General features: G+C 71.9%; 19 protein-coding genes and 2 tRNA genes. 3 read left to right on the forward strand and 18 right to left on the reverse strand.

What is annotated here, in order from left to right; genetic code table 11:
* Nucleotides 1-105: 105 nt before the first annotated feature.
* Both QSK45_RS07905 and lepA read right to left on the reverse strand, forming a co-directional pair.
* Nucleotides 106-1,980 carry an AMP-dependent synthetase/ligase gene (locus QSK45_RS07905; RefSeq protein ID WP_285554565.1) on the reverse strand — a complete coding sequence of 625 codons (1,875 nt, stop codon included), beginning with the start codon at nt 1,978-1,980 and terminating at the stop codon, nt 106-108.
* A 271-nt stretch (nt 1,981-2,251) separates the two neighbouring features.
* Nucleotides 2,252-4,126: a translation elongation factor 4 gene (gene lepA, locus QSK45_RS07910; protein ID WP_285554567.1), complete on the reverse strand. Its 1,875-nt coding sequence runs from the start codon at nt 4,124-4,126 to the stop codon at nt 2,252-2,254.
* A gap of 227 nt (nt 4,127-4,353) precedes the next feature.
* Between lepA and rpsT the strand changes: the two genes are divergently transcribed.
* A complete protein-coding gene (gene rpsT, locus QSK45_RS07915) occupies nt 4,354-4,620 on the forward strand; it encodes a 30S ribosomal protein S20 (protein WP_189813295.1) in 267 nt (88 codons plus the stop codon).
* Between the two features lie 251 nt (nt 4,621-4,871).
* On the opposite strand, the gene holA is transcribed toward rpsT, so the two are convergent.
* Together holA and QSK45_RS07925 are read right to left on the reverse strand one after the other, a co-directional pair.
* Nucleotides 4,872-5,861 (reverse strand): DNA polymerase III subunit delta, encoded by a 990-nt coding sequence (gene holA, locus QSK45_RS07920; RefSeq protein WP_285554572.1) that lies wholly within the window; start codon nt 5,859-5,861, stop codon nt 4,872-4,874.
* A 63-nt stretch (nt 5,862-5,924) separates the two neighbouring features.
* Nucleotides 5,925-6,170 carry a hypothetical protein gene (locus tag QSK45_RS07925; protein WP_285554575.1) on the reverse strand — a complete coding sequence of 82 codons (246 nt, stop codon included), beginning with the start codon at nt 6,168-6,170 and terminating at the stop codon, nt 5,925-5,927.
* A gap of 455 nt (nt 6,171-6,625) precedes the next feature.
* Between QSK45_RS07925 and QSK45_RS07930 the strand changes: the two genes are divergently transcribed.
* Nucleotides 6,626-7,132, forward strand: a complete 507-nt coding sequence (locus tag QSK45_RS07930) for a DUF3761 domain-containing protein (protein WP_285554576.1) — start codon at nt 6,626-6,628, stop codon at nt 7,130-7,132.
* A 3-nt stretch (nt 7,133-7,135) separates the two neighbouring features.
* Here the strand turns inward: QSK45_RS07930 and QSK45_RS07935 are convergent, their stop codons facing one another.
* The 14 genes from QSK45_RS07935 to QSK45_RS08000 all read right to left on the reverse strand — a co-directional run bounded on the left by QSK45_RS07935 (nt 7,136) and on the right by QSK45_RS08000 (nt 20,821).
* Nucleotides 7,136-9,937, reverse strand: coding sequence for a ComEC/Rec2 family competence protein (locus QSK45_RS07935; RefSeq protein WP_285554577.1), 2,802 nt, complete (start codon nt 9,935-9,937; stop codon nt 7,136-7,138).
* The gene (locus tag QSK45_RS07940; protein ID WP_285554579.1) at nt 9,934-10,893 is read right to left on the reverse strand and encodes a ComEA family DNA-binding protein; all 960 of its coding nucleotides are present in this window, start codon (nt 10,891-10,893) and stop codon (nt 9,934-9,936) included. Before QSK45_RS07940 ends, QSK45_RS07935 begins: the two co-directional genes overlap by 4 nt.
* Nucleotides 10,894-11,006: 113 nt before the next feature.
* A complete protein-coding gene (locus QSK45_RS07945) occupies nt 11,007-11,852 on the reverse strand; it encodes a DegV family protein (RefSeq protein ID WP_285554580.1) in 846 nt (281 codons plus the stop codon).
* Between the two features lie 104 nt (nt 11,853-11,956).
* Nucleotides 11,957-12,613, reverse strand: coding sequence for a hypothetical protein (locus QSK45_RS07950; protein WP_285554582.1), 657 nt, complete (start codon nt 12,611-12,613; stop codon nt 11,957-11,959).
* A 127-nt stretch (nt 12,614-12,740) separates the two neighbouring features.
* Nucleotides 12,741-15,614, reverse strand: coding sequence for a leucine--tRNA ligase (gene leuS / locus QSK45_RS07955; protein ID WP_285554584.1), 2,874 nt, complete (start codon nt 15,612-15,614; stop codon nt 12,741-12,743).
* A 250-nt stretch (nt 15,615-15,864) separates the two neighbouring features.
* Nucleotides 15,865-15,937, reverse strand: a tRNA-Ala gene (locus QSK45_RS07960).
* Between the two features lie 148 nt (nt 15,938-16,085).
* A complete protein-coding gene (locus QSK45_RS07965; RefSeq protein ID WP_037655034.1) occupies nt 16,086-16,319 on the reverse strand; it encodes a hypothetical protein in 234 nt (77 codons plus the stop codon).
* A 133-nt stretch (nt 16,320-16,452) separates the two neighbouring features.
* A tRNA-Ala gene (locus QSK45_RS07970) sits at nt 16,453-16,525 on the reverse strand.
* A 98-nt stretch (nt 16,526-16,623) separates the two neighbouring features.
* A complete protein-coding gene (locus tag QSK45_RS07975; protein ID WP_285554596.1) occupies nt 16,624-17,292 on the reverse strand; it encodes a histidine phosphatase family protein in 669 nt (222 codons plus the stop codon).
* The gene (rsfS, locus tag QSK45_RS07980; protein ID WP_285554597.1) at nt 17,292-17,735 is read right to left on the reverse strand and encodes a ribosome silencing factor; all 444 of its coding nucleotides are present in this window, start codon (nt 17,733-17,735) and stop codon (nt 17,292-17,294) included. The genes QSK45_RS07975 and rsfS overlap by 1 nt, the downstream gene beginning before the upstream one ends.
* 100 nt (nt 17,736-17,835) lie before the next feature.
* The gene (locus tag QSK45_RS07985; RefSeq protein WP_285554601.1) at nt 17,836-19,599 is read right to left on the reverse strand and encodes an LCP family protein; all 1,764 of its coding nucleotides are present in this window, start codon (nt 19,597-19,599) and stop codon (nt 17,836-17,838) included.
* Nucleotides 19,600-19,615: 16 nt separating this feature from the next.
* Nucleotides 19,616-20,311, reverse strand: coding sequence for a nicotinate-nucleotide adenylyltransferase (nadD, locus tag QSK45_RS07990; RefSeq protein ID WP_285554602.1), 696 nt, complete (start codon nt 20,309-20,311; stop codon nt 19,616-19,618).
* A 56-nt stretch (nt 20,312-20,367) separates the two neighbouring features.
* On the reverse strand, nt 20,368-20,523 hold the full coding sequence (locus QSK45_RS07995; protein ID WP_285554603.1) for a hypothetical protein: 156 nt from the start codon (nt 20,521-20,523) through the stop codon (nt 20,368-20,370).
* A gap of 130 nt (nt 20,524-20,653) precedes the next feature.
* Nucleotides 20,654-20,821, reverse strand: a complete 168-nt coding sequence (locus QSK45_RS08000) for a hypothetical protein (RefSeq protein WP_285554604.1) — start codon at nt 20,819-20,821, stop codon at nt 20,654-20,656.
* Between the two features lie 99 nt (nt 20,822-20,920).
* Between QSK45_RS08000 and QSK45_RS08005 the strand changes: the two genes are divergently transcribed.
* On the forward strand, nt 20,921-22,000 hold the full coding sequence (locus QSK45_RS08005) for a M48 family metallopeptidase (protein ID WP_285554605.1): 1,080 nt from the start codon (nt 20,921-20,923) through the stop codon (nt 21,998-22,000).
* The last annotated feature ends 27 nt before the right edge of the window (nt 22,001-22,027 follow it).

The following is a 22,027-nucleotide window of genomic DNA, read 5'->3' on the forward strand; positions in this document are numbered from 1 at the left end:
GTGAAGTCACCGAAGTGGCCACGCCTGGCCGAGAACCGTGCTAGGACTGCGTCACAAGGGGCAACCATTCGGACTCCGGCGGCCCGAAAGCGGCACGGGGACCTCCTACTTCTCCCGAGCCCCCTCGTACATCTCGTCGATCAGCCCCTTGTACTCGCGCTCCACCACCGGCCGCTTCAGCTTCAGGCTCGGCGTGATCTCCCCGTGCTCCACGTCCAGATCCCGCGGCAGCAACCGGAACTTCTTGATCGTCTGCCAGCGCTGGAGCCCGGCGTTGAGCTGCTGGACGTACCCGTCGACCATCTCCACCGTCTGCGGCGCCGCCACGATCTCGGCGTACGCCTTGCCGCCGAGGCCGTTCTCCTTCGCCCACTCCGCGAGCGCGAGTTCGTCCAGGGCGATGAGCGCGGTGCAGTAGTTCCGGTCGGCGCCGTGCACGAGGATGTTGGAGACGTACGGGCAGACCGCCTTGAACTGGCCCTCGACCTCGGCCGGCGCGACGTACTTGCCGCCGGACGTCTTGATGAGGTCCTTCTTGCGGTCGGTGATCCGCAGGTACCCGTCGGGCGAGAGTTCTCCGATGTCGCCGGTGTGGAACCAGCCGTCGGACTCCAGCACCTCGGCGGTCTTCTCGGGCAGCTTGTGGTAGCCCTGCATGATGCCGGGGCCGCGCAGCAGGATCTCGCCGTCCTCGGCGATGCGCACCTCCGTGCCGGGCAGCGGCTTGCCGACCGTGCCGGTGCGGTACGCCTCCCCGGGGTTCACGAAGGACGCCGCGGAGGACTCGGTGAGGCCGTAGCCCTCCAGGATGTGGATGCCGACGCCGGCGAAGAAGTAGCCGATCTCGGGCGCGAGCGCGGCGGAGCCGGAGACGCAGGCGCGCAGCCTGCCGCCGAACGCCTCGCGGATCTTGGCGTAGACGAGGGTGTCGGCGACCTTGTGCCTGGCGGCGAGACCGAAGGGCACGGCGCGGTTGCCGGTGTGCCGGAAGTTGTCCTGCTCGGTCCTGGCGTACTCGCGGGCGACCTCGGCCGCCCACTGGAAGATCTTGTACTTGGCCGCGCCGCCCTCGCGGGCCTTGGCCGCGACGCCGTTGTAGACCTTCTCGAAGATGCGCGGCACGGCGGCCATGTACGTCGGCCGCACCACCGGGAGGTTCTCGATGATCTTGTCCACGCGGCCGTCCACGGCGGTGACGTGCCCGGTCTCGATCTGGCCGGAGGTGAGCACCTTGCCGAAGACGTGCGCGAGCGGCAGCCACAGGTACTGCACGTCGTCCGGACCGAGCAGCCCGGTCGCGGTGATGGCCTTCGCCATGTAGGACCAGTTGTCGTGCGGCAGGCGTACGCCCTTGGGGCGGCCGGTGGTGCCGGAGGTGTAGATGAGGGTGGCGAGCTGGTCCTTGGTGATCGCGCCGACCCGCTCCTTGATCAGCTGCGGGTGCTGCTCCAGATAGGCGGCGCCGCGCTTCTCCAGCTCGGCGAGGGTGATCACCCAGTCGTCGTCCGCCGCGCCGGCCGGGTCGATGACGACGACCTTGACGAGCTCGGGCAGCTCGGCGCGCTTCTCGACCGCCTTGGCGACCTGGGCCGCGTTCTCGGCGATCAGCACCCGGCTGCCGGAGTCGGCGAGGATGAACGCGGACTCGTCGGCGTTGGTCTGCGGGTAGATCGTGGTGGTGGCGCCGCCGGCGCACATGATGCCGAGGTCGGCGAGGATCCACTCCACGCGGGTGGACGAGGCGAGCGCCACCCGCTGCTCGGGCTCGATGCCCAGCTCGGTGAGTCCGGCCGCGATCGCGTGCACCCGCTCGGCCGACTGGGCCCAGCTCAGCGTCTTCCAGTCGTCCGGGCCCTCGCCGGAGGCGGGGGGCACCGGGTAGCGGTAGGCCTCGGCGTCCGGTGTGGCCGCGACGCGCTCAAGGAAGAGGGCCGCGACGGACGGCGGACGGTTCTCGATCTGGGTCTGTGTGTCGCTCACGACATCCTCCGGGGCCCGCGACGGCGCGGTTGGTACTCGGTGCGGCTGGGTTAACTCACGGTGGGTCAGCGCTGTTGTTTAACTCGCGAGTAACTATCGAGCAGGCATCAGAGTAAGGCGCGACCGCCCGCTGCGTAAGGGGCTTCACCCTGTCTCTTTCCACGCGGAGTCAGCGCCGGGCGACGCCGCGCACGCGCGGGGGCCCGCCGCGCTTTCGCACGACGGGCCCCCTGGTGTCCGGTTTGCGGACGCGCCTGGCCGTTGCCTCCGGTTACTTCTTGCCCTTGGCCGATCCCGCGCTGTCATCGCTGGAGAGGACGGCGATGAACGCCTCCTGCGGAACCTCCACCGAACCCACCATCTTCATCCGCTTCTTGCCTTCCTTCTGCTTCTCCAGCAGCTTGCGCTTGCGGGAGATGTCGCCGCCGTAGCACTTGGCGAGGACGTCCTTGCGGATGGCGCGGATGGTCTCGCGGGCGATGACCCGGGAGCCGATGGCGGCCTGGACCGGCACCTCGAAGCTCTGCCGCGGGATCAGCTCCTTGAGCTTGGCGACGAGCCGCACGCCGTACGCGTACGCCTGGTCCTTGTGGGTGATCGCCGAGAAGGCGTCCACCTTGTCGCCGTGCAGCAGGATGTCGACCTTGACCAGGGAGCTGGCCTGCTCACCGGTGGGCTCGTAGTCCAGCGAGGCGTAGCCGCGGGTCTTGGACTTCAGCTGGTCGAAGAAGTCGAAGACGATCTCCGCGAGCGGCAGCGTGTAGCGGATCTCGACCCGGTCCTCGGAGAGGTAGTCCATGCCGAGCAGGGTGCCGCGCCGGGTCTGGCACAGCTCCATGATCGCGCCGATGAACTCGGTGGGCGCGAGGATCGTGGCCCGCACGACCGGCTCGTAGACCTCGTCGATCTTCCCCTCGGGGAACTCGCTCGGGTTGGTCACCGTGTGCTCGCTGCCGTCCTCCATGAGCACGCGGTAGACCACGTTCGGGGCGGTGGCGATCAGGTCGAGGCCGAACTCGCGCTCCAGACGCTCGCGGATCACGTCCAGGTGCAGCAGGCCGAGGAAGCCGACGCGGAAGCCGAAGCCGAGGGCGGCGGAGGTCTCCGGCTCGTAGACCAGCGCGGCGTCGTTGAGCTGGAGCTTGTCCAGGGCCTCGCGCAGCTCGGGGTAGTCGGAGCCGTCCAGCGGGTACAGACCCGAGAACACCATCGGCTTCGGGTCCTTGTAGCCGCCGAGCGCCTCGGTCGCGCCCTTGTTCTGGCTGGTGACGGTGTCACCGACCTTGGACTGGCGGACGTCCTTCACACCGGTGATCAGATAGCCCACCTCGCCCACGCCCAGGCCGTCGGCCGGGAGCATCTCGGGCGAGCTGACGCCGATCTCCAGCAGCTCGTGGGTCGCGCCCGTCGACATCATCCTGATGCGCTCGCGCTTGTTGAGCTGGCCGTCGATGACACGGACGTACGTCACGACACCGCGGTAGGAGTCGTACACCGAGTCGAAGATCATCGCGCGGGCGGGAGCGTCGGCGACGCCGACCGGGGCCGGGATCTCCTTGACGACCTTGTCGAGCAGCGCGTCGACGCCGAGACCCGTCTTCGCGGAGACCTTGAGCACGTCGTCCGGCTCGCAGCCGACCAGGTTCGCCAGCTCCTCGGCGAACTTCTCCGGCTGGGCGGCCGGCAGGTCGATCTTGTTGAGCACGGGGATGATCGTGAGGTCGTTCTCCATCGCCAGGTAGAGGTTGGCGAGGGTCTGCGCCTCGATGCCCTGGGCGGCGTCGACGAGGAGGATGGTCCCCTCGCAGGCGGCCAGCGACCGCGAGACCTCGTAGGTGAAGTCGACGTGCCCCGGGGTGTCGATCATGTTGAGGATGTGGGTCGTGCCCTGGTCGGGGCCCTCGGTGGGGGCCCAGGGCAGACGCACCGCCTGGGACTTGATCGTGATGCCGCGCTCGCGCTCGATGTCCATCCGGTCGAGGTACTGAGCGCGCATCTGCCGCTGCTCGACCACGCCGGTCAGCTGGAGCATCCGGTCGGCGAGCGTGGACTTGCCGTGGTCGATGTGCGCGATGATGCAGAAATTGCGGATCAGCGCCGGGTCGGTACGGCTCGGCTCGGGCACGTGGTTAGGGGTCGCGGGCACGCAGGGTCCTGTCTCTTGAGGCGCCTTATGCCTCGGGTCGGATCGATACGTAGACTCCATGGTCCCACGCGAAGGGACCGGGGGGCGTTTTGGGCCGGTCGCAGGGCCACTGGTACTGTAGATGGCTGTGCCTCATGCCCTCTCTGCACGAGGCGCGATCAGAGAAATTTTGGATCACCGGTACGGGACCTTCACGGCCCCGCACCTGAACCTGAAAAGGCTCCTTCGTGGCGAACATCAAGTCCCAGATCAAGCGGATCAAGACCAACGAGAAGGCCCGGCTGCGCAACAAGGCCGTCAAGTCCTCCCTGAAGACCGCGATCCGCAAGGCCCGTGAGGCCGCTGCCGCGGGTGACACCGAGAAGGCCACCGAGCTGCAGCGCGCTGCCGCGCGTGCGCTCGACAAGGCCGTCTCCAAGGGCGTCATCCACAAGAACCAGGCCGCCAACAAGAAGTCGGCGCTCGCTTCCAAGGTCGCGTCCATCAAGGGCTGAACTTCCCCTTTGATCTGACCGCCGGAAAGACCCAGAGCGGGCCCTCTCTCATCCGCTCCCGACCGGCATCCCAGGATTCGCACGCGGCCTGCGTTCGCCACGCGGGTGCGAGTCCGGCAGCTTGAACCGAAGGCCCCGACGCCTCTCCCTTCCCCAGGGCGGGCATCGGGGCCTTCGGCGTGCCGGGACGGAGCCGGGGCCACCTCGCACGGAGGGCGCGTCCTGCGGGCCGCCTTCCAGCCGGCGGTTTCCTACCCCCGGCCCCGCGAGCGCGCGGCACGGGCGATGACCACGACCGCCTTCTCCAGCGCGTACTCGGGATCGTCCCCCCCGCCCTTCACTCCCGCGTCCGCCTCCGCGATCGCCCGCATCGCCACCGAGACACCGTCCGGCGTCCAGCCCCGCATCTGCTGCCGCACCCGATCGATCTTCCACGGCGGCATCCCCAGCTCACGCGCCAGATCGGCCGGCCGGCCGCCCCGCGCGGACGACAGCTTGCCGATCGCCCGCACCCCCTGCGCCAGCGCGCTCGTGATCATCACCGGCGCCACTCCCGTCGCCAGCGACCACCGCAGCGCCTCCAGCGCCTCCGCCGTACGCCCCTCCACCGCCCGGTCCGCGACCGTGAAGCTGGATGCCTCGGCCCGCCCGGTGTAGTACCGCCCGACGACGGCCTCGTCGATCGTGCCCTCGACATCCGCGACCAGCTGCGTCACCGCGGACGCCAGCTCCCGCAGATCGCTGCCGATCGCGTCGCACAACGCCTGGCACGCCTCGGGCGTCGCCGACCGGCCCGCCGTGCGGAACTCCCCGCGCACGAAGGCCAGCCGGTCCGCCGGCCTGGTCATCTTCGGACAGGCCACCTCCCGCGCCCCCGCCTTGCGCGCGGCGTCCAGCAGCCCCTTGCCCTTGGCGCCGCCCGCGTGCAGCAGCACCAGCGTGATCTCCTCGGCGGGCGCGCCGAGGTACGCCTTCACGTCCTTGACGGTGTCGGCCGACAGATCCTGCGCATCGCGTACGACGACGACCTTGCGCTCGGCGAACAGCGACGGACTGGTCAGCTCGGCGAGCGTGCCCGGCTGCAACTGGTCCGGGGTCAGGTCCCGCACGTCCGTGTCGGCGTCGGCGGCGCGCGCCGCCGCCACGACCTCCCGCACCGCACGGTCCAGCAGCAGGTCCTCCTGGCCCACGGCAAGCGTCACCGGGGCGAGAACGTCGTCATTCGCAGTCTTCCTGGCCATCGCCCCAAGCATCCCACGCCCCACCGACAACGCCCCGGCCCCCGGGGACCGGCGCCCCGAGGGTCACGGCTCCTCGCGCCACCCGTCCCACTCCCGCGCGAACGCGTCCAGCTCCCGGGGGTCCAGCAGCCCCTCCTCGTCGGCCAGGACGACCAGCCACTGGGCGTCCTCGGCGTCGTCCTCGCCGGCCAGCGCGTCCCGCAGCAGCCGGGGTTCCTCGTCGAGGGCGAACCGCTCCCCGAGCGCCTCGGCCGCCTCCTCCGCCGCATCCCGGTCGGGCAGCACCAGCACATGTCTCACATCACTCACGCCGCCATTCTCCGGGACGCCCGCGGACCCGATCCGCCAGGTCGACTCCTCGCCTCGGTGGCGGCCCGGCGGCCGGCCCGGCGGGCGACCCGCGTCTCGCCCTCGACGCCGTCGCGGAGCCCGGGGTGCCCGAGCACCACCGCTCTGTCCGTCCGCCGATCCCCACCACCCCGCGAAGGAGTGGACCCCTCCGCGGGGCCGGCGACGCCGTCGCCGGGAACGTCCCGTACGGGTCCGCCCCATCGGCCAGGCCCGCGCCCCATGGCGCCGCCGGCCGTGAACTCCCGCTTCCGGTCGGCCGGTCGGCCGGATCGACCGCCCCGCGGCCGGAGCACCCCGCGGCGGGCGGCGTCCGCCCTCACCGCATCACGAACTGGCACCTTCGGCACGAAAACTTCACATGAACATCACATCCGAAGTTACGGTCTTACCTCCGACGCACCTTGGGGGGACACATGAGCTACCCGTACGCCATGCCGCCGATGCCGCCGCAGCCGCCCGCACGAACGGCTCCGAGGTGGGCGCGCAAGCGGTACGTGCTGCCCACGATCGGACTCGCCTTCTTCCTCGGCATCGGGATCGGCGCCGGCGGCCAGGACAACGGAACCGATGCCAGGCCGACGGCCGCCAAGGTGCAACCGACCGCCACGGTCACGGCAACCGCCACCGCCACCCGGACGGCGGCGCCCGAGCCCGCGCCCACGGTGACGGCGACGAAGACGGTGAAGGTCGAGGTGACCGTCACCGCCCACGCGCCGACCACCGGTCCGGGGAGCGACGGAGGCTCTTCGGGCGGGACGTCGGGCGGATCGTCGGGGAGCGGGGGCTCCGGTTCCTCGGGAGGTTCCGGCGGCGCGGGGAACGGCGCCACCGCGCTGTGCAACGACGGCACCTACTCGTACGCCGCCCACCACCAGGGCGCTTGCTCGCACCACGGCGGCGTGGCCGTCTTCTACAAATAGCCTTCAGGTTCTGTCGCGCGTCACCTCCAGCCCCCTGTCCGGGCCGGCGGACCCCGCGTGGCCGCCCACCGCGAGCGCCCCGTCCCGGTCGGTCCGCAGCACCACCGCGCCACCGGCCCGCAACGCGGCCACCGTCGAGGGGGCCGGGTGCCCGTACGGGTTCCCCGTGCCGCAGGAGATCAGCGCCACCCGGGGCGCCACGAGCCGTATCAACTCCGGGTCCTGGTAGGCGGATCCGTGATGAGCCACCTTCAGCACGTCCACACCGGCCAGCCCGGCCGCCTCCGTGGACCTCGACAGCGCCTGCTGCTCCGGGGGTTCGAGGTCGCCGAGCAACAGCAACCGCAGCCCGCCCGTGCGGACCAGCAGCGTCACACTGGCGTCGTTCGGGCCGTCGAAGTCCGGAGCGGGGACCGGTCCGGTCGGGGGCGGGACGGGGGTGGCGGGTGGACCGGCACCCGCGGGGGGCGAGCCGGGACCCGCGGGGGGCGAGCCGGGACGGGCGGGGGGCGAGCCGGGACGGGCGGGAGGTCCGGTAACCCCAGGAAGCGGCCCCGCGTACGCCGGGGCCGGCGGCGGCCACAGCACCCGCCAGGACACCGGGCCGGTGCGCCGTTCCTCTCCCGCGACGGCCCGGATGACCGGGATGTGCCGTGCGGCCGCCTCCCTTCCGACGAACTCCGCCTCCTCCCGGGGTTCTTCGAACCCCGTCGTCTCGATCGCGGCCACCTCGCGCCCCCGCAGCACACCGGTCAGCCCCGCCACATGGTCGGCGTGGAAGTGGGTCAGTACGAGGAGGGGGACGCGGGTGATGCCCAGTCGCCGCAGACAGCGGTCCACCGGTGCCGGGTCGGGCCCGGCGTCCACGACCACTCCGGCTCCGGCACCCGCCGCCAGCACGGTCGCGTCGCCCTGGCCGACGTCGCACATCGCGAACCGCCACCCCGGCGGCGGCCACCCCGTCACCACCCGGGTCAACGGCGCGGGACGCACCACCGCCAGCAGGAGCAGCGCCCCGAACAGCCCGCACCACCACGGGTGCCGCACCAGTCGCCGCCCGGCCAGGACGACGGCCACCGTGACCGCCGCGAGCAGCAGCGCCCCGGGCCACCCGCCCGGCCAGTCCACTCCCGCGCCGGGCAGCGCGGCCCCGGTCCGGGCGACCCAGGCGATCCATCCGGTCGGCCAACCGGCGCACCAGGCCAGCGCCTTGGCCGACGGCATCGCCACCGGGGCGGTGGCCAGCGCGGCGAAACCCAGCACCGTCGCGGGTGCCACCGCCGCCTCCGCCAGCAGATTGCAGGGCACGGCCACCAGGCTCACCCGGGCCGACAGCACCGCCACGACCGGAGCGCACACGGCCTGCGCCGCTGCGGCCGCCCCCAGCGCCTCGGCCAGCCTCGGCGGAACCCGGCGCCGGCGCAGGGACTCGCTCCAGCCCGGGGCCAGCACCAGCAGGGCGCCGGTGGCCAGCACCGAGAGCAAGAAACCGTAACTCCGGGCGAGCCACGGGTCGTACAGCACCAGCAGCAGTACGGCCGCGGCCAGGGCCGGGACGAGGGATCGACGGCGCCCGGTGGCCAGGGCGAGCAGCGCGATCGCTCCGCAGGCGGCGGCCCGCAGCACGCTCGGGTCGGGCCGGCACACGATCACGAAGCCCACCGTGAGCGCTCCCGCGAGCAGGGCGGTCGTCCTCAGGGAGAGGCCCAGGCGCGGGGCCAGGCCCCGGCGTTCGGCCAGCCGGGCCAGGCCGGGCGGGCCGACGAGGAGGGCGAGCAGCACGGTGAGATTGCTGCCGGAGACCGCGAGGGTGTGGGCCAGGTCGGTCGCGCGGAAGGCATCGTCCAGCTCGGGTGTGATCCGCGAGGTGTCCCCGACGACCAGTCCGGGCAGCAACGCCCGCGCGTCACCGGGCAGTCCGCCGGTCGCCTCCCGCAGCCCGTCCCTGAGCCGCCCCGCCAACCGCTGCGCCCCGCTCGGCCCCGCCACGATCCTCGCCCCCGGCCGCCCCCGCACCCGGAGCACGGCCGCCGTCCGGTCACCGCCCACCAGGGCGGGCGCCAGCCTCCCGCCCAGCCGCAACCGGGTGGACGGCAGAAGCCGAAGCCAGCCGGCTTGCCCGGCCCGTGCCCGGGGACCCCCAGCCCGCGCTGCCGATCCGTCCGGCGCCCCGGCGTACCCGTCGGGAGGCCCCCCGGCCGACGGCCGTCCGTCCGACCCCTCGGTACCCCCTGGTTCCCGCGGCGGACCGGCACCCCCCGTCGGCCCCGGCACACCACCGTCGACCACCACCAGAACCGGCGCCCGCGTCCGCGTGCTCCGCCCGTCGCTCTCCTCGACGCGCCGTACCTCAGCCCGGACCAGCACCGCCGCCGGTGCCGTGTGGTCGCCCCGCACCCGGGGCCTGCTCAGCCAGGGATCGCCGGTCAGTTCGATGTCGGCGGTCACGGTGGCGGAGCGCCGGGCCAGTTCGGGAACCGGTCCGCGCCGTACGTCCGCGCCGTGCAACCCGGACGACGTGGCCGACGCGGCGACGCAGAGGAGCACCGCGGCGAGCGAGGCCCGTGCCCGGACCGGCCGACCGGCCGGCGGGTCCGGAGCCCGAGCCGCCCGGCTCGCGCCCAGCAGGGCGATCCCCCCGAGGAGGGCGACGGCCGCGATCCCCACGGTCCGGCCGGCCGGAACGTCAAGGGTCAGCGCCGCCGTGGCCCAGGCCGCGAGTGCGGGGGGCACCAGGCGCAGGTCCAGGGGGCCCGGCTCGGGCAGGGGCTCGGCCTCGCCGCCGTGGAGAAGGGCGGCGCTCATGGCCGCACCACGTCGCGGAGGTCGGTGAAGCGGCGGTCGCCGATGCCGTTGACCTGGCGCAGCTCGTCCACCGAGCGGAAGCCGCCGTGCCGGGTGCGGTAGTCGATGATGTGGCGGGCCAGCACCGGTCCGACTCCCGGCAGCGTGTCGAGCTGGTCCTCGGTGGCCGTGTTGAGGGAGACCGGCGCGGCCGGGCCGGACGGGGCGGCCGGACCGGCGGCGGGCGCGCCGGCGGCCACCTGCTCGCCGACGACCAGCTGCTCGCCGTCCACCAGGAAGCGGGCGCGGTTGAGACCGTCGGTGTCCGCACCAGGCCGGACACCGCCCGCGGCCCGCAGCGCGTCGGCCACCCGGGAGCCTGCCGGGAGGTGGCGGAGCCCCGGATCGCGGACCTTTCCGGCGACGTCCACGACGATCTCCCCGCCCGGAGTCGCCGTGCCGCCCCCGGCCGCGGCGGACGGCGCCTTCGCGTAGGTCGCCTGTGCGCGCACCACCTGAGGCGCGCTCACCGGCTGGGGCCGGCCCGTCCAGAAGTGCTGCACCGCGAACAGCGCGGCGACCACCAGCAGTACGGCGAGCGCCACGGTCCCGCGTCGGTCCACCCCGCACCGCGACTGCAACCACACGGGCAGCCGCTCCCGCAGCGCCGTCCCGGCCCGCTCCCGCCAGTCCGGCGGCACGGGACCGGTGGGCTCGGAGGGCTCGGAGGGCTCCGGCCAGTCCACCGGTTCGGGCGCGCTCACGTCCGGCGGCGCCTTCCCCGCCTCCCGCCGCTGCACGGCGCGTTCTCCGAAGAGGAGTTCCGCCCGGCGCCGTAGGTCCTCCGCGGGCGCGGGCCCGGCGTGCCGGAGCCGCCGGTGCTCCGTCGCGCGGTGGCGCGTGCGGACGTCGGAGGCGGGCCCACGGCCGGGGCCGCTGGTCGGGGTGACGCTGCGGGAACGTGATCGAAGTGCCATGCGACGAGGATGGAGCGTCCCGCCGTCTCGCGATGATCTTGGTCAATTCCCGGGGACACCCGCCGCGTTGTGGACAACCTCGCCACCCGTGCGAGTGACGGTGCCCCTCCGCGTCACCGCGGCGAGACCACCGCCCCCAACAACCCCGGCCCGGTGTGCGCCCCGATGACCGCCCCCACCTCGCTGACGTGCAGCTCCCCCACCCCCGGCACCCGCTCCCGCAGCCGATCGGCCAGCGCGGCGGCGCGCTCGGGCGCGGCGAGATGGTGAACGGCGATGTCGACCTCCGCGCCCCCCGCCCGCTCGGCCGCGATCTCCTCCAGGCGCGCGATCGCCTTCGACGCCGTGCGGACCTTCTCCAGCAGTTCGATGCGGCCGCCGTCGAGCTGGAGCAGGGGCTTGACCGCGAGCGCGGAGCCGAGCAGGGCCTGGGCGGTGCCGATGCGGCCGCCGCGGCGCAGATAGTCGAGGGTGTCGACGTAGAAGTACGCGGAGGTACCCGCGGCCCGTTTCTCCGCGGCGGTGACGGCCTCGTCCACCGTACCGCCGGCCTCCGCCGTCTCGGCCGCGGCCAGGGCGCAGAAGCCGAGGGCCATCGCGACCATCCCGGTGTCCACCACCCGCACGGGCACCGGTGCCTCCCGGGCCGCGAGGACGGCCGCGTCGTAGGTGCCGGACAGTTCGCCGGACAGGTGCAGGGAGACGATGCCGCGCGCGCCGGACTCGGCGACCTCGCGGTAGGTCTCGGCGAACACCTGGGGACTGGGGCGCGAGGTGGTGACGGGGCGCCGTTTCTGCAGGGCCTGGGCGAGGGCGCGGGTGGAGATCTCGGTGCCCTCTTCGAGCGCCCGGTCGCCGAGCACCACGGTCAGGGGCACCGCGGTGATGCCGTGCCGCTCCATCGTCCGGTGCGGCAAGTAGGCCGTGGAATCGGTGACGATGGCGACATGGCGGGACATGAGCTGGAGGTTACCCGCCGTGGCGCGCACGCGGCAGCCCGGCCCCTGACGTGTGCCCCGGGGCGGTCCGCTCAAGCCCGCCGCCCTCGGTCGTCATGGGGCGGTCATGTGGTGCTTTCGGGGCGGGGGTTCTTCTGCCAGGGGTAGGAGGGGCGCGGCGCGGGCGGGGTGAGGGACTGGGGTGCCGGCTGTGCGGCAGGTTCCCCGGCGGTCCCGGGGCGGGTCCAGTGGCGCAGGGCGTCGGCCTCGATGTCGATCTGCGCGCTGAGGCTGCCGAGATCGTCCTCGGCGAAGCGGCGGGCGCGGTCGCGGACCGCCCAGCGCAGGGAGTCCGCGGACTTGGTGATGCGCTCGGCGCGGGCGCGCAGTTCGGGCAGCAGGGCGGCGAGCGTGGCCCGGTCAGGCTCGGCCTCCAGGCGCTTGAGGTCGGCGTCCAGCTCGTGTCCGTGCGCGCTGAGGCGCTCGAACAGGCCCAGGGACTCCTTCAGCGACTCGTCCTCGGCCGCTCCCGCCTGCAACGCGTCCTGGGTCGCGCGCATGGAGGTGCGCAGGGTGAGGCGCAGCTGGGCCAGCTCGGCGGCCGGGCCGACCTGGGCGAAGGATCTGGCGCGCAGGGTGTGGTCCTCGACGGTGCGCCTGGCCTGGACGATGGTGCGGTCCACGCCGCGCTTGGCGGCGCCCACCACCTTGACGGTGGCGTACACGCCCGCGACGACGAAGGCCAGGAAGAGCAGGGCGATGATGATGATCACTGCTTCCACGACGCTCCTCCTCGACCGGTGCGCCGCGCGTCGCGGCACTCCTCAACGGTAAACGCAACGGGCAGGCCCGGGGTTCCAGAAAAACCCCGAACCTGCCCGTAGGGGAGTACCCCGAGAGGCGCCGCCGTTACGCCGGAACGATGTTCACCAGCTTCGGCGCGCGCACGATGACCTTGCGGATGCCCGCGCCGTCCAGCGCCGCGACGACCTTCTCGTCGGACAGCGCCACCTTCTCCAGCTCCTCCTCGGAGATGCCCGGCGGCACCTCCAGGCGGGCCTTGACCTTGCCCTTGATCTGGACGACGCAGGTCACGGTCTCGTCCACCACGTAGCGCGGGTCGGCGACCGGGAAGTCCCGGTGGACGACCGAGTCGGTGTGGCCCAGGCGGCGCCACAGCTCCTCGGCGACGTGCGGGGCCAGCGGGGCGACCATCAGGACCAGCGGCTCGGCGACCGTACGCGGCAGGGCGGCGCCGGCCTTGGTCAGGTGGTTGTTCAGCTCGGTGACCTTGGCGATGGCGGTGTTGAACCGCAGGCCCTCCAGGTCCTGGCGCACTCCGTCGATCGCCTTGTGCAGGGCGCGCAGCGTGTCCTCGTCGGGCACGGCGTCGACCACGGTCACCTCGCCGGTGTTCTCGTCCACGATGTTGCGCCACAGCCGCTGCAGCAGCCGGAACTGGCCGACCACCGCGCGCGTGTCCCAGGGGCGGGAGACGTCCAGCGGGCCCATGGCCATCTCGTACAGGCGCAGGGTGTCGGCGCCGTACTCGGCGGCGATCTCGTCCGGGGTCACCGCGTTCTTCAGGGACTTGCCCATCTTGCCCAGCAGGCGGCTGACCTTCTCGCCCTGGTAGTAGTACGCGCCGTCGCGCTCCTCCACCTCGGCGGCCGGCACGGCGATGCCCCGGCTGTCGCGGTAGACGTAGGCCTGGATCATGCCCTGGTTGAACAGCTTGTGGAACGGCTCCGCGGAGGAGACGTGACCCAGGTCGAACAGCACCTTGGACCAGAAGCGGGCGTACAGCAGGTGCAGCACGGCGTGCTCGGCGCCGCCCACGTACAGGTCGACACCGCCGTGCGGCCGGCCCTCGCGCGGGCCCATCCAGTAGCGCTCGATCTCCGGGTCGACCATCTTCCGGTCGTTGTGCGGGTCCAGGTAGCGGAACTCGTACCAGCAGGAACCGGCCCAGTTGGGCATGGTGTTGGTCTCGCGGCGGTACTTCCTCGGCCCGTCGCCCAGGTCCAGGGTGACGTGGACCCACTCGTCGTTGCGCGACAGCGGGGTCTCCGGCTGGGTGTTCGCGTCGTCCGGGTCGAAGGTGCGCGGGCTGTAGTCCTCGACCTCGGGCAGCTCCAGCGGCAGCATCGACTCGGGCAGCGGGTGGGCGATGCCGTCCTCGTCGTAGACGATCGGGAAGGGCTCGCCCCAGTAGCGCTGACGGCTGAACAGCCAGTCGCGCAGGCGGAAGTTGACGGTGCCCCGGCCGATGCCCTTGCGCTCCAGCCACTCGGTGATGCGCGCCTTGGCCTCGGTGACGCCCAGGCCGTCCAGGGAGACGCCCTCGCCGTGCGAGTTGACGATCTTCGCGTCGTACGAGGCGAACGCGTCCTCCCACTCGGCGGTGTCGGTGCCGCGGCCGTCGGTCGGCTCGACCACGCAGCGCACGGGCAGCTCGAAGGCGCGCGCGAAGGCGAAGTCGCGGCTGTCGTGCGCCGGCACGGCCATGATCGCGCCGGTGCCGTACCCCATCAGGACGTAGTCGGCGATGAAGACGGGGATCTTCTCGCCGTTGACCGGGTTGACGGCGAACTCGCCGGTGAAGACGCCGGTCTTGTCCTTGGCCTCGGCCTGGCGCTCCACGTCGGACTTGGCGGCTGCCTGCGCGCGGTAGGCGGCGACGGCCTCGGCGGGGGTGGCGTGGCCGCCGGTCCACACCTCGTGGGTGCCCTCGGGCCACGACTCGGGGGTGAACTTGTCGACCAGGGGGTGCTCGGGCGCCAGCACCATGTAGGTGGCGCCGAACAGGGTGTCCGGGCGGGTGGTGAAGACCGTGATGTACTCGCCGTCCACGGGGAAGTCGACGCGGGCGCCCTCGCTGCGGCCGATCCAGTTGCGCTGCTGCAGCTTGATGGCCTCGGGCCAGTCCAACTCCTCCAGGTCCTCCAGCAGGCGGTCCGCGTAGGCGGTGATCCGCATGTTCCACTGGCGCAGCTTGGCCTTGAAGACGGGGAAGTTGCCGCGCTCGGAGCGGCCGTCGGCGGTGACCTCCTCGTTGGCCAGCACGGTGCCCAGGCCGGGGCACCAGTTGACCGGTGCGTCGGAGGCGTAGGCCAGGCGGTACTCGCCCAGGACGTCGGCGCGCTCGGCGGCGCTGAGCTCGTTCCAGCCGCGCGTGGTGCCCGGGATCGCGCGCTCACCGGCCTCGAACTGGGCGATCAGCTCGTCGATCGGCCGGGCCTTGCGGGCCTCGTCGTCGTACCAGGAGTTGAAGATCTGCAGGAAGATCCACTGGGTCCACTTGTAGTAGTCCGGGTCGATCGTGGCGAAGGACCGGCGCTTGTCGTGGCCCAGGCCCAGCCGGCGCAGCTGGGCCTTCATGTTCTCCATGTTGGCCTCGGTGGACACGCGCGGGTGCGTGCCGGTCTGCACGGCGTACTGCTCGGCGGGCAGGCCGAAGGCGTCGAAGCCCAGGGTGTGCAGGACGTTGTGGCCGGTCATGCGCTGGAACCGGGCGTAGACGTCGGTGGCGATGTAGCCCAGCGGGTGGCCGACGTGCAGGCCCGCACCGGAGGGGTACGGGAACATGTCCATGATGAACTTCTTGGGCTTGGCGGCCGCGTCGCCCGCCAGGTCGCCCTCGGGGTTGGCCGCCGCGTAGGTGCCGTCGGCGTCCCAGAAGTCCTGCCAGCGTGCCTCGATGTCGGCGGCCATGGCGGCCGTGTAGCGGTACGGGGCGGCCTCCGCCGGATTCGCGGCGGCAGCGGGGTTCGTCTCGCTCATGATCCTCAAAGCTCCATCGATCGTCTCTGCCTGCAGAAATAAAAAATCCCCTCACGCAGGAGGGGACGCCGCGCCGATGTCGACCTCACGGGTACCACCGGGGTCGGTACTGATCAGCGCGGCCCGCTAAGCAGAAGGCGTACGGCACGCATGGCGCCTAGGGTACCGCAGGCGTCGAGCGGGCGGCGACGCGGGGCACGAAAAGACCGAGGGCGGACCACCCTTCCGGATGATCCGCCCTCGACTTCTGTGGAGCTAAGGAGAATTGAACTCCTGACCTCCTGCATGCCATGCAGGCGCTCTACCAACTGAGCTATAGCCCCTTGCTCTGTTTCACTCGCCCGGTTCCCCCGGCGACGTCGTAAACATTACAGGTCCTGGGCTGGAGCGCCAAATCGGTTTCCGTTACGACTACTTAGTCTTGAATGTCCGATTCAATGATGATCGACTCGGCGTCCAGGCCCCGCCTGTTCAGGCGGCGACGAAGGAGTAGAACCTCTTGAGCGTGCAGTGCTCCTCGAGCAGGCGGCCGTAGATCGGCTCGCCCTCCAGCTCCCGGTACGTCTCGATGGGGTCGCCTTTGATGATCAGCGCCCGCGCACACTCCTCGCACCAGTACTGGTAGTCGGCGTTGACCGGCTCCATGTCGCGGACGATGGGCGTACCGCTGCCGCACCAGTCGCACTTCCGCCTGTGTGCACCCATCGATCAGCTCCCGTCGGACCGCGCCCCCTTCCGGCCGTCCGATTCTGCCATGAGGGGGCCGACACGGTCAGCGACGCTTCAGTAGCACAAACAGAAGATCCCGCCCCCTGACGGGGACGGGATCTTTCTCCTGTGGAGCTAAGGAGAATTGAACTCCTGACCTCCTGCATGCCATGCAGGCGCTCTACCAACTGAGCTATAGCCCCTTGCCCTGTTCTTCCCGCTCGGCGGGGCGAACAAGAAGAACTTTAGCCTGTGACCTGCCGGAAAGTGAAATCCGGGGTCCGGGGCGCCCCCGGCGGGCTCAGTCGTCGTCGCCGAGGACCGGCTCGGGGAGGGTGCCCGCGTTGTGCTCCAGCAGGCGCCAGCCGCGCACGCCCTCGCCGAGCACCGACCAGCAGCAGTTGGAGAGGCCGCCGAGGCTCTCCCAGTGCGGGGCCTGGAGGCCGAGCAGCCGGCCGATGGTGGTGCGGATGGTGCCGCCGTGGCTGACGACGACCAGCGTGCCGTCCACGGGCAGCTTCTCCACGTGCCGCAGCACGACGGGCGCGGCCCGGTCGGCGACCTCGGTCTCCAGTTCGCCGCCGCCGCGGCGGACCGCCTCGCCGCGCTTCCAGGCGGCGTACTGATCACCGTGGCGGGCGATGATCTCCTCGTGCGTCAGCCCCTGCCAGACGCCCGCGTAGGTCTCGCGCAGGCCCTCCTCGCGGGTGACGTCGAGGCCGGTGAGCAGGGCCAGCTCGGCGGCCGTGTCCGCGGCCCGGGTGAGGTCCGAGGAGACGATCGCGTCGGGGCGCAGGGAGGCCAGCAGCCGGGCGGCGCGGCGGGCCTGGCCCACGCCGGTCTCGGTCAGCGGCACGTCCGTGCTGCCCTGGAAGCGGCGCTCCACGTTCCACGCGGTCTGGCCGTGCCGCCACAGGATGACGCGGCGGCCCCGGTCCTTGCGGTCACTCACCTCACCGGTGGGGCTCATCACCACTCCCCGCCCGGTTCCCGGTCGGCCTCGGCCGCCTGGAGCTTGGCGTGCTCCTCGGCCTTGCCGCGGGTGGCCTTGGCGTCGGCGGGCAGCTCGATCTCGGGGCAGTCCTTCCAGAGCCGCTCCAGGGCGTAGAAGACACGCTCCTCGCTGTGCTGGACGTGGACCACGATGTCGACGTAGTCGAGCAGGACCCAGCGGGCCTCGCGGTCGCCCTCGCGGCGCACCGGCTTGGCGCCGAGTTCCTTCTGGAGGCGCTCCTCGATCTCGTCGACGATGGCCTTGACCTGGCGGTCGTTCGGCGCGGAAGCGAGCAGGAAGGCGTCCGTGATCGACAGGACGTCGCTGACGTCGTAGGCGATGACGTCATGGGCGAGCTTGTCGGCAGCCGCCTGGGCGGCGGTGTTGATGAGCTCAAGGGAACGATCGGTGGCGGTCACTGCGTGGCTTTCCGTCGGCGGTCACTGAACCTCAAGGGTCTCACGGACGGCCGGGGGCACCCCACGTGATTAAGGGCATCACGGGGGCGCCCCGGAGCGGTCAGGAACCGGACGGCCTGTAGTCCCGGCCCAGGACCACCGAGACGTCGGCGCCCGAGGAGACCGAGCCCTTGGTGACCGAGCCCGCGGGCAGGCCGAGGGTCTTGGCGACCTCGGTGGCGTTCTGCCTGTCCGAGGCGTCCTGGTAGACGACCTTCGAGGCCGGCTGGGTGCCGCTCCCGCTGCCCCCCTCCAGGAAGGTGAAGCCGCCGTTGAGGAGCACCACGCGGGCCTGCTCGGTGTCGTCCTTGACCCCGGTGGCGTTCTGCACCGAGACCCTGACCGCGCTGCCAGCGTCGGGGCTCTTGGCGGCGCCGCCCAAAATGTCCTTGACCACGCTGCCGCTGGTCTGGGCGCTGAGCGTGCCGTCGGGCTGCACCGGCAGCAGGGCGGTTCCGTAGTCGCCCTCCTTGGCGAGATCGGCGAGCTTGGCCAGGAAGGCGCCGAGGTCCTTGTCGGTGAGCGAGGGGTCGAGGATCTGCGCGAGGCTCTGCACGGTGACCGTGGCGTCCGACGCGTCGGTGGAGATCTTGCGCAGGACGCCCTGCATGACCTGCCCGAACCGCTCCAGCTGGGCGTTCTCCGACTCGCCGGGGGCCCGGTAGGTGGCGTAGGCGACGGCCATCCTGCCGCTGAGGGTCTGGTCGCCGCCCTTGCTGACGAGCGGTTCGGTGCCCTTCTTCTTGGCGGACGGGTCGGGCACGTCCGTGTTGGTGTCGATGTCGATGTCGCCGACGAGGTCGACGAGGTTCTGGAGGTAAGGGGTGTCCAGGCGCCAGGTGCCCTGGATGTCGGTGCCGAGGACGGTGTTCAGCTGGTCGCGGGTGCCCGAGGAGCCGTCGTCGTCCACGGACTTGGCGAGGGTCGTGGTGGAGCCGTCGTCGTCGGTCAGCGCGAGGGAGTTGGGCAGCAGGACGGTGGTGCCCCGCTTGGTGGTGGTGTTGTCGACCAGCAGCACCGTGGAGGTGCCGCGCTTCCCGGTGTTGTGCAGATGGACGACGATCACGTCGCGCTTCTGGGCGCCGACCGGCGTGGCCGCGCCGGCACCGGAGGCGGAGGAGGACAGGAAGGGCAGCTTCCCGGCGTACCAGAGGTAGCCGACGCCGACGACGGCGACGAGGGCGAGGACGACGCCGAGGGCGACGAGCCGGCCGCGGGCGCGGCGGCGGGCCTCCTCGCGGCGCTCGGTCCGGTTCTCGGTGAACTTCAGCCAGTCGATGACGTCCTCGGAGTCGCCGTCCGGCTCCTCCACGAACGCGAACTGCTCGGTGTGGTAGTCCGGTTCGCCGTCCGCGTCGTCCGTGTCCCGCGCGTTCCCGCTCGCGAGTTCCGCGTACGGGTCGGGTCGGCGGGCGTCGGGCGGTCCCGCCTGCTGGGGGATGTGCGCCGTCTGCTCGGCGACCCGGGGCTGCTGTCCGCTGCTCGCGGCCCGCCCGTAGGGGTCGTACCCGGGATCCCCCCCGTGCCCCGCGGCCTGGTTGCCGTAGGGGTCGTAGCCGCCGTAGCCGCCGTTCGCGGGGTACGACGGGGCCTGCGGCTGCTGTCCGGTGCCGTAGGACCCGTACGGCTGCGCCGGCTGCTGGGAGCCGGTGGCGTAGGGGTCGTAGCCGTAGTCCTGCGGCTGGGCATAGGGGTCGTAGGACCCGCGCGGAGCCTGCTGCGCCGGAACCTGGCGGTAGACGGGCTGTCCGTACTCGTCGTAGCCGACGATCTCGTACGGTCCGGCTCCGTAGCCGGCGTCACCCGCGTCGTATCGGTCGTTCACCGGTGCCCCTCTCGGCTCACTCGCCGCGGTACAGCTCGCGCTTGTCGATGTAGCGCACGACTCCGTCCGGCACCATGTACCAGATGGGGTCGCCCTTGGCGACTCTCGCACGGCAGTCTGTGGACGAGATGGCGAGCGCCGGAACCTCGACCAACGAGACCCCGCCCTCGGGCAGTCCCTGGTCGCTGAGGTGGTGGCCGGGCCGGGTGACGCCGATGAAGTGCGCGAGGGAGAACAGCTCCTCGCTGTCGCGCCAGGTCAGCAGCTGGGCGAGGGCGTCGGCACCCGTGATGAAGAACAGGTCGGTGTCCGGGTTGAGGGCCCGCAGGTCGCGCAGGGTGTCCACGGTGTAGGTGGGGCCGCCGCGGTCGATGTCGATGCGGCTCACGGAGAACTGCGGGTTCTCGGCGGTGGCGATGACCGTCATCAGGTAGCGGTCCTCGGCCGGGGAGACCTGGCGGTGGGACTTCTGCCACGGCTGGCCGGTGGGCACGAACACCACCTCGTCCAGCTGGAACTGCGCGGCGACCTCGCTGGCCGCCACGAGGTGCCCGTGGTGGATCGGGTCGAAGGTGCCGCCCATGACACCCAGGCGCCGCTTGCCGGGGCGGGCGGGGCCGTGGCCCGGCCGGTGCCGGCGGTACTGCGGCTGGTCGGCCGTGCCGGCGGCGGTCTCGTGCACCGGGCCGGTAGGCATGTCCTGCTCTCCCATGCGTGCAGACCCTACCGGCCCGGCCTTCGGCATCCGGCCGGGGCCGGTCCCCGGGCTCAGCGGTCGCGGTTGAAGCGGGTGGTGATCCACAGCAGCAGAAGCAGGATGGCGAGGGCGGCGCCGCCGGTGAGGGCGGGGTTCAGGCTGTCGTGGTGGCCGCCCTCTTCGGCGGCGAGGGAGATCAGCGGGGCTGCGGCGCTGGTGAGCATCATCTTCGACAGGACCTATCGCGTGTGGGCGGGATAAAGACGTCGGCTCATCGTATGCGGGCGGCCCTTCGGCGATCACGCCGACTCCGCCGTTGGGGAGCGGGGGTGCGGGGCGTGGAACTCCGGCCGGGTGTCAGTCGTCCTTCTGCTTGTAGCCGCGCAGCAGGAACCAGGCGGTCAGCGCGCAGCCCAGGATCATCACGATCAGGACGACGCGGAGCAGGTATCCGCTCCCCCCCTGCTGCTGGGCGGCGCTCGCCGCCGCCTCGGTCAGCCGGGCGGCTGCGGGGTGGTACTCCATGGCTGGACTCCTTCGGCTGTCTGCCCGTCCACGGTATCTCCGCCTAGGCTGAGCCCCGCCTCGGGGGCTCACCGGCACTCAACGCACTTGGGGGATGACATGCACGAAGGCGATCGGCAGGACGGGCACGAGCGGGTGCCCAGCAGGCAGCGGACGCGTTTCCCGGGGATCTCCTCGCGGGCGTACGAGCATCCGGCCGACCGAAGCGCCCTGGTGGCGCTGCGCAAACTCAGCGGATTCGACCAGGTGTTCAAGGCACTCAGCGGGCTGCTCCCGGAGCGGAGCCTGCGGCTGCTCTTCCTGTCCGACTCGGTGCGGGTCTCCGAACGGCAGTTCGGTCATCTGCACGACATGCTGCTGGACGCCTGCTACATCCTGGACCTGCCGAAGGTCCCGCCGATGTACGTCACGCAGGACCCGCAGCCGAACGCGATGTGCATCGGCCTGGACGAGCCGATCATCGTGATCTCCACGGGTCTGGTGGAGCTGCTGGACGAGGAGGAGATGCGGGCGGTCGTCGGGCACGAGGTCGGGCACGCGCTGTCCGGGCACTCCGTGTACCGCACCGTCCTGCTGTTCCTGACGAACCTGGCGATCAAGGTCGCCTGGATCCCGCTGGGCAATCTCGCGGTCATGACGATCATCGCCGCGCTGCGGGAGTGGTTCCGCAAGTCCGAGCTGTCCGCCGACCGGGCCGGGCTGCTGGTGGGCCAGGACGTACGGGCCTCGATGCGCGGCCTGATGAAGATCGCGGGCGGCAACCACCTGCACGAGATGAACGTCGACGCGTTCCTGGAGCAGGCCGAGGAGTACGACTCCGGGGGCGACCTGCGCGACTCCGTGCTGAAGATCCTGAACGTGCTGCCGCGCTCGCACCCGTTCACCACCGTGCGCGCGGCCGAGCTGAAGAAGTGGGCCGGGTCCCGGGACTACCAGCGGATCATGGACGGCCACTACCCGCGCCGCGACGACGACAAGGACGCCAAGGTCAGCGACTCCTTCCGCGAGTCCGCGGCGAGCTACGCGAGCGACGTCAAGGACTCCAAGGACCCGCTGATGAAGCTGGTCACCGACCTGGCGGGCGGCGCGGGCGACCTGGGCGGCCGGGTCAAGCGCGGCTTCGACGGCTTCAAGAGCCCGCCGCCCGCGAAGGGCGGACCGGCCACGGCGGCGGAGTAGGACGGGCGAGGCCCACGGCTCCCGCCG

This window comes from Streptomyces hygroscopicus subsp. hygroscopicus (assembly GCF_030269125.1).
GTDB classification, from domain to species: Bacteria; Actinomycetota; Actinomycetes; order Streptomycetales; family Streptomycetaceae; genus Streptomyces; species Streptomyces hygroscopicus_C.